This is a genomic window from Nocardia sp. NPDC001965, from assembly GCF_053594175.1.
In genome coordinates this window covers 1-11138 of the sequence record NZ_JBSFDZ010000051.1, presented here as the reverse complement: position 1 = coordinate 11138, position 11138 = coordinate 1, and the positions used below count along the sequence as shown (strand labels likewise).

Below are 11138 nucleotides of genomic sequence, written 5' to 3'. Positions count from 1 at the left end.
CCCCGCAGGGCCCCCACCCGTGCCCCAGGTACAGGGCACGACCAGGACGGCCTGCTCCTACTGCGGCGTCGGCTGCGGAATCGTGGTCACGACCGAGGCGGATACCGCCGGTGCGCCGGTCATCGCCAAGGTCGGCGGAGACAAACTGCATCCGTCGAACTCCGGGCGGCTGTGTACCAAGGGCGCCACCCATCCGGCGATGATGCGGGCCCCGGGCCGGATGACCACTGCCTACCGCCGTCCCGAACGCGGCGTGGAACCACAACCGGCCGGGGTGGACGAGGCCGTGCGGGAGACCGCGGCGCGGCTGCGCCGGATCGTGGACGACCACGGACCCGACGCCGTCGCCCTGTACGTCTCCGGGCAGATGTCACTGGAAGCCCAGTACCTGGCCACGAAACTCGCCAAGGGTCATCTGCGGACCATCCACATGGAGGCGAACTCGCGGCTGTGCATGGCCAGCGCCGGCACCGGCTACAAACAGTCGCTGGGGGCCGACGGCCCACCGGGGTCCTACGACGATTTCGAGCATGCCGACCTGTTCTTCGTGATCGGCGCGAATATGGCCGACTGCCATCCGATCCTCTTCCTGCGGATGGCCGACCGGCTCAAGGCGGGCGCGAAACTGATCGTGGTGGATCCGCGGCGCACCGATACCGCGGCGCGCGCCGATCTGTTCCTGCAGATCGCGCCCGGGACGGATCTGGCGCTGCTCAACGGGTTGCTGTACCTGCTGGTCGAGGCCGGTGATATCGATTCCGGATTCATCGCCGAGCACACCGAGGGCTGGGATGCCATGCCGGAGTTCCTCGCCGACTACCCACCGGCAAAAGTCGCGGAACTGACCGGCCTGACCGAAGAATCCATTCGTACCGCCGCCCGCTGGATCGGCGAGGCCGGTGAATGGATGAGCCTGTGGACCATGGGGCTCAACCAGTCCACACACGGAACGTGGAACACCAACGCACTGTGCAACCTGCATCTGGCCACCGGCGCCATCTGCCGTCCCGGCAGTGGACCGTTCTCGCTGACCGGGCAGCCGAATGCCATGGGCGGGCGCGAAATGGGTTATATGGGGCCAGGTCTGCCCGGGCAGCGCAGTCTGCTGAACCCGGCCGACCGCGCGTTCGTGGAGGACGTCTGGGAGCTGCCGCCGGGGACGCTGCGTACCGAAGCCGGGCCGGGCACCATCGAGATGTTCCGGGAACTCGCGGCGGGGACGATCAAGGCCGCCTGGATCGTCTGCACCAACCCGGTGGCGACCGTCGCCAACCGGAAGACGGTGATCGCGGGTCTGGAAGCGGCCGAACTGGTCATCGCACAGGATGCCTACACCGAGACCGCCACCAACACCTACGCCGATATCCTGCTGCCGGCGACCCTGTGGGCCGAGGCGGACGCGGTGATGGTGAACTCCGAGCGCAATGTCACCCTGTTGAGCGGTTCGGTCGAACCCGCGGGCGAGGCCCGGCCGGACTGGCAATTGATCGCGCAGGTGGCGTCCGCCATGGGTTTCCCCGGCTTCGACTACGCGTCGAGCGCCGAGGTATTCGACGAACTGCGCCGTTTCGCGAATCCCGCCACCGGTTACGACCTGAGCGGGATAACGTACGACGGGTTGCGCGCGGGCCCGATGCAGTGGCCCTGCCCGGATCCGGACCGGCGCCGCAATCCGATCCGGTATGTGAACGACGGTACGAGCGGACCGCGCTACACCGATGCCGAGGGTAACGCGCCCCGCCTGGCCTTTCCGACCGCGAGCCGCCGCGCTGTCTTCTGGCCGCGCCCACATATGCTGCCCGACGAAATGCCCGACGACGACTACCCGTTCCTGCTCAATACGGGCCGTCTACAGCACCAGTGGCATTCGATGACCAAGACCGGCCGGGTCGGCAAACTCGTCGAACTGAACGGCGAGCCGTTCGTGGAGGTGCATCCCGACGATGCCCGGGCCCTGGAACTGGATCCGGGTGACCCGCTGGAGATCACCTCGCGGCGTGGGCGAGCGGTCCTGCCCGCGCGGATCAGTGACCGGGTCCGGCCGGGCGGCTGTTTCGCGCCGTTCCACTGGAACGACGAACAGGGCGAATACCTGACCATCAACGCGGTGACCCACGACGCCGTGGATGCCGATTCCCTGCAACCGGAATACAAGGCGTGCGCGGTGGCGTTGCGCCGGGTCGCGCCGATGATGCGGGCGCATACCCCGGAAACACCCGCGACCGCACCGGAACCCGTGGCGACCGGTACTCATCCGCTGGCCGCGATGCTCGGCCTGGACACGGCCGCCACCCCGACCCTGAGTGAAACCGAACGGATCTACCTGGGTGGTTATCTCGCGGCGCTGCAGTCGCTGCCGGTGTCCGGACAGCCGGTACTTCCTTCGTCCGCGCCGCTCTCGGAACGCAGCCGGCTGTGGGTCGACGGTCTCCTGGCCGGTATGTACGCACGCGGTACAGCGGCCGATCCGGCACCTGCCGGTGATCCGGCCCACGAGTCCCACGCTCGCACCGTGACAGTGCTGTGGGCTTCGCAGACCGGTAATGCCGAGGATTTCGCCGCCACGGCGGTCGCCCGGCTCACCGAATCCGGGCTGCACCCACGGCTGCTCGATATGGATTCCTGCGACCTCGACGTGCTGACCGGTGATGTACTGGTGGTCACCAGTACCTTCGGCGACGGTGGACCGCCGGACAACGGCGCCGATTTCTGGACCCGGCTCGACGACAGCGCGATTCGGCTCACCGGTATGCGGTACGCGGTCTTCGCACTCGGTGACTCCTCCTACGACGATTTCTGCGGGCACGGCCGCAAACTCGACATGTTGTTCGCCGACCGTGGCGCGCAGCGGCTCCTGCCCCGCCAGGACTGCGAACCCGATTTCGACGAGCCCGGCGCACAGTGGCTGGACGAGGTGGTCGCCGCGTTGTCCGAGTCCGGCGGCCCCGGCGCCGGTGACGAGACCGGCGGCAGCGGCCCGGGCACCGGATCCCCGGCCGGTGGCGGCACCGCGATCGGAGTCCTGGAACGCACCGCCCCCGCACCGCTTCCGGTGCGGCAGGTCGCGCCCGCCCCGTTCACCCGTACCGCGCCGCTCACCGCACCGCTGCTCGGGAACGAGGTACTGACCGCACCCCACGCTGCCAAGGAGGTCCGGCGGATCGGCTTCGACCTGAGCGGGCTGGAGGCCCGGTACGAGGTTGGTGATTCGCTCGGTGTTCAGCCGACGAACTGTCCTTCGCTGGTCGGGGAATGGCTCGGCGCGACCGGTCTGGACGGACGGCGGGAGGTCGAGGCCGGTGGCGCCGGGATGACGCTGGAACAGGCGCTGCGCACCCACTACGACATCACCAAGGTCTCCCGGGATCTCCTGGAATTCGTGGCGGGCCACAACCGGAGTCACCGCCTCGCCAAACTGCTGCGCCGCGACAACCGCAACGAGCTGGCCTCCTATCTCTGGGATCGCCAGCTGGTCGATGTCCTGCGCGATTTCCCGGTCCACGCCGATCTCGTGGAATGGCTGGATGTCCTGAAGAAACTGCAGCCGCGCCAGTATTCGATCTCGTCGAGTCCGCTGGTGAGCCCGGACCGGGTGGAACTCACCGTGGGGGTCGTCCGCTACGGCGATCCGGCCGCCACGGGGTCGGCGGTCCGGCGCGGTGGCGTCTGCTCGACCTTTCTCGCGGATCGTTCCGCGGGCGCCGGGGTGCCGATATTCTTGCAGCGCGCACCACATTTCCGGCCGCCATTGGATCCCGGCACCCCCATGATCATGGTCGGCCCGGGCACCGGTATCGCCCCGTTCCGGGGATTTCTGCACGAACGGCGCGCGCAGGGCGCCACCGGCCGCAACTGGCTGTTCTTCGGCGACCAGCATGCCGCCCAGAATTTCTACTACCGGACCGAATTGGAGGATATGTTCCGGACCGGCCACCTCTCCCGGCTGGACCTGGCCTTCTCCCGGGATCAGCGGGAGCGGATCTATGTGCAGCACCGCATGATCGAACACGGCGCGGAGCTGTGGTCGTGGCTGCGCGACGGCGCCCATTTCTATGTCTGCGGCGATGCGGCGCGGATGGCCAAGGATGTGGACGGCGCGCTACTGCGGATCGCCCGCATCCACGGCAAACTCGACGAGGACGGCGCCGCCGCGTTCAAGAAGCAACTCACCGCCGAGAAACGTTACGTCCGCGATGTGTACTGACCGCTGCCCGCGATCCGGCCTCAGGCGGCGGGTGGGTTGAGGCGGGCGAAATCGGGCAGGCGGTAATAGGGGTAGTACGGGTAGGGCGGCGTGAGCGCGCTCGCTTTGTCGAGGCGGTCGAGCTGGTCGGCGGTGAGTGTCCAGCCGATCGCTCCGAGGTTCTGCCGCAACTGTTCCTCATTGCGCGCGCCGACGATGACCGTACCGACGGTGGGCCTGGTGAGCAGCCAGTTGAGCGCGATCTGCGGGACGGAGCGGCCGGTTTCGGCGGCGATTTCGTCCAGTACGTCGACCACGTCGTAGAGATGCTCCTGATCCACCGGCGGGCCCGCCTCCGCGGTCCGGTGCAGCCGGCTGCCCGCGGGTAGCGGCTGTCCGCGACGGATCTTGCCGGTGAGCCGGCCCCAGCCGAGCGGACTCCACACCACCGCGCCCACCCCCTCGGCCAGACCCAGCGGCATCAGTTCCCATTCGTAATCACGGCCGACGAGCGAGTAGTAGACCTGGTGGGCGATGTAGCGGGTCAGGCCGTGCCGATCCGCGGCGGCCAGCGATTTCATCAGCTGCCAGCCGGCGAAATTGGACGCCCCGATATAGCGGATCTTGCCCGCGCGAACGAGATCGTCGAGTGCGTGCAACACCTCTTCCACCGGGGTTCGCGCATCGAATGCGTGCAGCTGGAACAGATCGATATGTTCCACGCCCAGCCGGGTGAGCGAAGCCTCGACCGCGGCGATCAGACGGCTCCGGCCGGTTCCGGCGTCGTAGGGGCCCGGCCCGGTGGGCAGGCCGGCCTTCGTGGACAGCAGCAGCCGATCGCGGCGGCCGCGGATAGCGACGCCGAGCACCTCCTCGGAGGCGCCGTCGGAGTAGACATCGGCTGTATCGAACATGGTCACGCCCGCGTCGAGGCTGATGTCGACGAGTCGGCGCGCCTGGTCGGCATCGGTATCACCCCATGCCTCGAACAGCTCGCCGCGGCCGCCGAAGGTGCCCGCACCGAAGCTCAGAGCGGGGACGACCAGACCCGAGGTACCCAACCGCCGGTATTCCATCTCGACTCCTAAAGGGTCTATTGTTTCGTTAACGACTCGAACATACACCCTTCGATCATTAAATGAAACTGGAGTTCCATTATGGCTGAAGATGTGGCCACACCCGGCTCGGTCCGCCCCGGCGGCCGCACCGCCCGCGTACGGGCCGCGGTACTGGAGGTCGCCGGTGACCTGCTCGCCGAACACGGTTTCGCCCACCTCGACCTCGCCGAGGTCGCAGCCCGCGCCGAGGTCGGCAAGACAACGGTCTACCGTCGCTGGCGCACCCCGACCGGACTCATCGCCGACCTCCTGGTGGACATGGCCGAACAGTCCCTGCCCCGTGCCGAGACCGGCTCCCTGCTCGGCGATCTGACCGCCAATGCGCGACTGGTCGCGAAAACCCTCGCCGACCCGAGGCAGGGCCGCCTCTTCCGGGCCGTCATCGCCGCCGCCACCTGCGACGAGAGCACCGCCGTCGCACTGCGCCGGTTCTACGACGTCCGGCTCGCCGAATGGTCACCCTGTATCACCGATGCCGTCGCACGGGGCGAGGTCCCGGCCGGTACCGACCCCCGTGCGGTACTGACCGCGGTATCCGGTCCGCTCTACTACCGGCTGCTGGCCAGCGGCGACCCCATCGACGAGCCCGCCGCCCGCGCCGCCGCCGAAAGCGCGGCGCAAGCGGCGGCGGCGGGCATCTTCACCACCGATCGAGCACCATCGGCCCGACCGTAGCGTCGCGAACCCACGGGCGAGCCCGCCTCACCGCGCGCTGGGAATCCAGAACGGATCGCGCCCGGTGAGGCCCAGAACCCGGTGTAGCGGTGGCGCACCCGGCCCGACCGGCACCACGGGCCCGAAGAGTCCCGGGGTCCCCGCCGGCGGCGTGTCCTGCAGGAACTGCAGCAGGATCTCGAGATCACTGTCGGCCACCTCGACACCGCGACCGGTGGCGCGAGCCAGATCCCAGGCATGGATGACCAATTCGTCCAAGGCGACGCGGGCCGTGATCGCGGCGGGCATGACCACCCCACCGGCCTCGGTATCGCCCTCCCACGCCGCCGGCTGCTGCCAGGCCGCGGCGAGTGCCTTCAACTGCGCCGGGATCCGGATCCGCCAATCAGGTGCCAGGGTTGCGCCGGAACCGAATTCGGGTGCGGCGGACTTCCCGGCCGCCTCCTTCGTCGCCGCAGCGCGGAACGCCTCGGCGAGCCCGCCGACATGGTCGAGAATCGCGCGAACCGGGAGGTCGGCGGGAGTTCGGACGTCGAGCTGTTCGTCGCCGATCGCGGCAACAGTATCGGCGAGCGCGGCGGCCGCCGCCGACAGGTCGAATTCGGGATGCATCGGAGCTCCTCGGGTCGGTGGATCACCTGTACCGACGAATCCGGCCGGTGGAACTCACCGGCCGCGGCGCAAAACGATGCCGATCCGCGACCGCCCGGGAGCACACCCGGTCGAGCCGTGCTCGGAACCGATCACTACGGCCGCGCCCGTCCCGAGAGGCGGAATTACGCCGAGGCTCCGACATTCGTGCGGACCGCGGTGTGCAGATCACGCAGCCCGGCTCGATCCGTGACGACCTCCAGCACCCGCAATCCGGTCGCCGAGCCGCCGAGTTCGGTCGCCAGCTCGTCCAGGCCCACCTGCCGGTGCGGGATCCGATACGCCGCGCACAGTGCCGACAGATCCATACCGTGCGGCGTACCGAAGACCCGCTCGAAAACACCGGCGTACTGGGGATCTCCTTGTTCGAGGAGTTCGAAGATACCGCCGCCGTCGTCGTTGGCGACCACGATGGTCAGATCCTCGGGGCGGGGTTCACCGCGCCCGATCAGCAGTCCGGACGCATCGTGGAGGAAGGTGAGATCGCCGATGAGCGCAACGGTCCGGCCCGGGTGGTGCAGCGCCGCGCCGACCGCGGAGGACACCGTGCCGTCTATCCCCGCCACACCGCGATTGGACAACACACGGACGCCGGGCCGCGGCGCGGCGACCAGTGCGGCATCACGTACCGGGTTCGACGCCCCCAGGAGCAGCTGGTCGCCTTCGCGCAGCGCGTCCATCACGACCGCGGCCACATGCAGGCCGGTGGGTTTCGGATGCCTGGACAGTTCCTCGCGCACGACCGAGCGGGCTCGCTGGTCGAGGTCACGACAGCGGGCCAGCCATTCCGGGCTGGGCGCACCGCTGGTCACCGCACGGGTACCGGTGCCCACCACATTGCCCGAAACATCCGGCCAGCGCGGGCCGGTGGTCAGGGCGTACACCGTCACCTCGGGGTCGGCCAGCACCCGGGAAACCTGCCGGTGCAGGGTGGGCCGGCCGGTGATGACGGCCTGGCGGGGTTTCAGCAACGGCAGCGCCAGCGGGTGCAGCGCCGGACCGTGCACGGGCGCGGTGGGCTCGGCGACCGTCGGTAGTGCAGCCAGTTCGGTGCGCAGGCCGGCGCCGTGACCGGAGATCACGACGGTATCGGGAGTGAGGTCGATATCGAGCGGAACATCGAGTGTGGCGTACTGCGTTGCCGTCCAGGGCTGCTCGGCGCCGCGCCCGGCGGGAATGGTCTCGCCCTCCCGGGAATCCGGGACCAGTGGCTCGCGCAGCGGGATATCGAAATGAACCGGCCCGGCATTGCCCGACCGGGTCCCGCGTGCGGCGGCCAGCACCCGGCACACCGATGACCGCCAGACACTGTTCTGCCGCGGGTAATCGGCGGCGGGCTCGGCCTCGGCCAGACCCAGATTTATAGTGGCCCGCACCTGGCTGCCGAACAGACCCAGCTGCTCGATCGTCTGATTGGCACCGGTGCCCAGCATCTCGTACGGACGGTTGGCACTGAGTACGATCAGCGGAACCCGGGCGTAGTTGGCCTCCAGTACCGCGGGCCCCAGGTTGGCCACTGCCGTTCCGGAGGTCATCACCACCGGAACCGGGGCACCCGAAGAGATGGCCAGGCCGATCGCCAGGAACCCGGCGGTTCGCTCGTCGACTCGCATATGCAAGCGGAGCCGGCCCGCGGCGTCGGCGGCCTGCAGGGCGAACGCCAGCGGAGCGTTACGCGAGCCGGGGCACAGTACGACCTCCCGAACCCCACCGCGAGCGAGTTCGTCGACGACCACCCGCGCCTGCGCTGTTGACGGATTCACGCCTCCAGCCTGTCAGACCCCGGCCGCCGCGTCTGCGTCGGCCTGCTCACACCCATGAGTCGTCGCGGAACTCCGCGGAAACGAATCCGGCGGTTCCACCCGAAAGGGCCGCTCGCCGGATCCGGAACACCCCCGTGTACTTCCCCCCGTTGGGGACCTCGTCGTCGAGGCCCCCCAGGTGCCGCGCATCGGCGCGGCCGAATCGCACGTCGGTCAGCCGGCGTGCTTCTGCACCAGATCGCCGAGCCGGGGCAGCGCCTCGACGACGTTCTTCTTGGCCGACGAACGCATCGAGTTGTAGACCTTCTGCAGGGCCGGACGGCTGGAGCTCGCCGCGCGCGCGTCGGTGACGGTCAGCAGGGACTCGGCGACCTCGTCACCCTTGGAGCTGAGCAGCTCGCCGAAGGTGCCGGTGCCACCGGCCTGGAACTCGGCCCAGTACGGCTGGAGCTGCTCGAGCAGCTTGGGCGCCAACGATTCCAGGGCATCGGGCACGATGGACGGGCTGATCTTCTTCACCGCCGCGTACCCACCCTTCACGGCCAGACCCGACGCACCACCCTTATCGGAGACCTCGGCGTCCAGGACCTGGACGGCGTCGGCGAGGAAGGCCGGGCGCGTGGCCTCGTCAAGCAGTGATTCAGACAGTGCTGCAACCAATTTAAGGATCCTCCGGATCAGTACTCGTATGGACGGGCAACGCAACTATACGCACCACCCGCAGGAGTACTTTCCGCCCCGCATGGGTAAGCAACAGACGGAGATGACACCTCCGCAACGACGGAAGTGTCGCGCGGCCCGGACATTCGGCGCACCGGACCGTGTTGAACAGCGCCTGCGGCGGCACGACCGGGAGAAACGTGCGATCCTCCGGCCCGGCGAAAACAGCGGTCCCGTCAGGGTCGATGTAACGGCATCCCGCCGGGCCACCCGATCACGGCTGCCACGGCAGGAGTTGAACCATCAGCCCTTCACTATCGGCCAGCACCGCGCCTTCCTCATCGACGAGTTCGGCACTGATGAAAGTTTTGCGGCCTTCGATTCGCTCGACCCGGCCGCGCACCGTCAACGGCGTATCCAGCGGAGTGACCTTGCGGTAGTTCACGTGCAGGAAAGCTGTCCGGCTGATGGGGCGTCCGGCGTAGTGCACCGTCATACCGAACAGGTCGTCGAACAGCAGCGGCAGCACACCACCGTGCGCGGCGGAGTTGCCACCGAGATGGAAGCGGCGGAACACACCCTTCATGACGATGCCGTCGGGTCCGGCCGAAACCGTGCGCCAGGGCAGCAGCAGCAGGCTGCCGCGCCCGGGAAGTTCGACGGCCCGGCCCGCCGGTCCCTGCTGTTCCGGAGCGCGATAGGGCCCGAGCAGATCGATCAGCGCGTTCACCTGATCGCGGGCCGCACCGAACACCTCGTCGGGAGCGTCGGCCGAGACGGCGAGGTCCTGGAGCGTACGCATGGCCTCGACGAATTCGCCGAACTCCGGCCCGACCCGGGCCGGGGTGATCTTCGGGAACCCGCCGTGCCGCTCGTACCGATCCTCGTCGACAGCGCTGTCGTCGATCGTCGGTTGGGTCTGCTCACTCATATACGCACCGTAACTCCGGGTTATACGCCGTCCAAACATTTCGGCTCAGATGTGGTGAACTCAACGGCCCACCGGCGGCGGCGCCACGCCTGATGTAATCACCCCATGACGTTCAATCCGACGCTGTGGCGCGAAGTGGCCGGGTTCGAGAACCTGACCGATATCACCTACCACCGCCACATCGAACAGGGCACCGTCCGGATCGCTTTCGACCGCCCCGAAGTGCGCAATGCCTTCCGGCCGCACACCGTCGACGAACTCTTCGCCGTACTCGACCACGCCCGGATGACCGCCGACGTCGGCGCCGTCCTGCTCACCGGCAACGGCCCCAGCCCGAAGGACGGCGGCTGGGCCTTCTGCTCCGGCGGCGACCAGCGCATCCGCGGCCGCAGCGGCTACCAGTACGCCAGCGGCGACACCGCCGAAACGGTGGACAAGGCCCGCGCCGGACGGCTCCACATCCTGGAGGTCCAGCGGCTCATCCGATTCATGCCCAAGGTCGTGATCGCCCTGGTCAACGGCTGGGCCGCCGGCGGCGGCCACAGCCTGCACGTCGTCTGCGACCTCACCCTCGCCAGCCGCGAACACGCCCGTTTCAAACAGACCGACGCCGACGTGGGCAGCTTCGACGGCGGTTACGGCAGCGCCTACCTCGCCAAACTGGTCGGCCAGAAATTCGCCCGCGAGATCTTCTTCCTGGGCCGCACCTACACCGCCGAGGACATGCACGCCATGGGCGCGGTCAACGAAGTGGTCGACCACGCCGAACTGGAGAACGTCGCCCTGGAGTGGACGGCGGCGATCAACGGAAAATCCCCGCAGGCCCAGCGCATGCTCAAATACGCGTTCAACCTGGCCGACGACGGCCTGGTGGGCCAGCAGTTGTTCGCCGGTGAAGCGACCCGCCTGGCATACATGACGGACGAAGCTGTCGAAGGCCGTGACTCCTTCCTGGAGAAACGAGCCCCCGACTGGACCCCCTACCCCTGGTACTTCTGACCCACACATCAGTCACCCAACCCGAAAAAGCCCGCAACAAACCCGCACACCCCCACCCCCCGCACCCCCCGAGTCGAGTTTTACGAGACACCTCGAAGGGTCGAGGCCCGTCTCGCCGTTCAGGCCTCGAAAGCGCATGAGCCGAAGGCTCGAGTCTC

General features: G+C 68.4%; 8 protein-coding genes. 3 read left to right on the top strand and 5 right to left on the bottom strand.

The genetic code is table 11. The features are described from left to right. Positions 1–19 precede the first annotated feature (19 nt). Positions 20–4204, top strand: a complete 4185-nt coding sequence (locus ACWCPQ_RS32330) for a molybdopterin-dependent oxidoreductase (protein ID WP_449906068.1) — start codon at positions 20–22, stop codon at positions 4202–4204. A 20-nt stretch (positions 4205–4224) separates the two neighbouring features. On the opposite strand, the gene ACWCPQ_RS32325 is transcribed toward ACWCPQ_RS32330, so the two are convergent. Beyond that, positions 4225–5259, bottom strand: coding sequence for an aldo/keto reductase (locus ACWCPQ_RS32325; protein WP_449906065.1), 1035 nt, complete (start codon positions 5257–5259; stop codon positions 4225–4227). Positions 5260–5340: 81 nt separating this feature from the next. On the opposite strand from ACWCPQ_RS32325, the gene ACWCPQ_RS32320 reads away from it, so the two are divergent. Further along, positions 5341–5976 carry a TetR/AcrR family transcriptional regulator gene (locus ACWCPQ_RS32320; RefSeq protein WP_449906062.1) on the top strand — a complete coding sequence of 212 codons (636 nt, stop codon included), beginning with the start codon at positions 5341–5343 and terminating at the stop codon, positions 5974–5976. Between the two features lie 27 nt (positions 5977–6003). Here the strand turns inward: ACWCPQ_RS32320 and ACWCPQ_RS32315 are convergent, their stop codons facing one another. From ACWCPQ_RS32315 to ACWCPQ_RS32300, 4 genes are all read right to left on the bottom strand, one after another. Continuing rightward, positions 6004–6588, bottom strand: a complete 585-nt coding sequence (locus ACWCPQ_RS32315) for a TIGR03086 family metal-binding protein (RefSeq protein WP_449906060.1) — start codon at positions 6586–6588, stop codon at positions 6004–6006. A 164-nt stretch (positions 6589–6752) separates the two neighbouring features. After that, positions 6753–8390: a 2-succinyl-5-enolpyruvyl-6-hydroxy-3-cyclohexene-1-carboxylic-acid synthase gene (gene menD, locus ACWCPQ_RS32310; RefSeq protein ID WP_449906057.1), complete on the bottom strand. Its 1638-nt coding sequence runs from the start codon at positions 8388–8390 to the stop codon at positions 6753–6755. Between the two features lie 213 nt (positions 8391–8603). Beyond that, entirely contained in the window at positions 8604–9050 is a 447-nt protein-coding gene (locus ACWCPQ_RS32305) for a DUF6918 family protein (RefSeq protein WP_449906054.1), read from the bottom strand. Positions 9051–9324: 274 nt separating this feature from the next. Continuing rightward, complete coding sequence (locus ACWCPQ_RS32300; RefSeq protein WP_449906052.1) at positions 9325–9981, bottom strand: PaaI family thioesterase; 657 nt, start codon at positions 9979–9981, stop codon at positions 9325–9327. A 105-nt stretch (positions 9982–10086) separates the two neighbouring features. Between ACWCPQ_RS32300 and ACWCPQ_RS32295 the strand changes: the two genes are divergently transcribed. Next, positions 10087–10980, top strand: coding sequence for a 1,4-dihydroxy-2-naphthoyl-CoA synthase (locus ACWCPQ_RS32295; protein WP_449906049.1), 894 nt, complete (start codon positions 10087–10089; stop codon positions 10978–10980). The last annotated feature ends 158 nt before the right edge of the window (positions 10981–11138 follow it).

What these genes read in the sequence shown, in the direction of transcription:
- ACWCPQ_RS32325 (WP_449906065.1), bottom strand. Translation starts at nt 5,259, where the DNA reads ATGGAATACCGGCGGTTGGGTACCTCGGGTCTGGTCGTCCCCGCTCTG.
- ACWCPQ_RS32320 (WP_449906062.1), top strand. Translation starts at nt 5,341, where the DNA reads ATGGCTGAAGATGTGGCCACACCCGGCTCGGTCCGCCCCGGCGGCCGC.
- ACWCPQ_RS32315 (WP_449906060.1), bottom strand. Translation starts at nt 6,588, where the DNA reads ATGCATCCCGAATTCGACCTGTCGGCGGCGGCCGCCGCGCTCGCCGAT.
- ACWCPQ_RS32300 (WP_449906052.1), bottom strand. Translation starts at nt 9,981, where the DNA reads ATGAGTGAGCAGACCCAACCGACGATCGACGACAGCGCTGTCGACGAG.
- ACWCPQ_RS32295 (WP_449906049.1), top strand. Translation starts at nt 10,087, where the DNA reads ATGACGTTCAATCCGACGCTGTGGCGCGAAGTGGCCGGGTTCGAGAAC.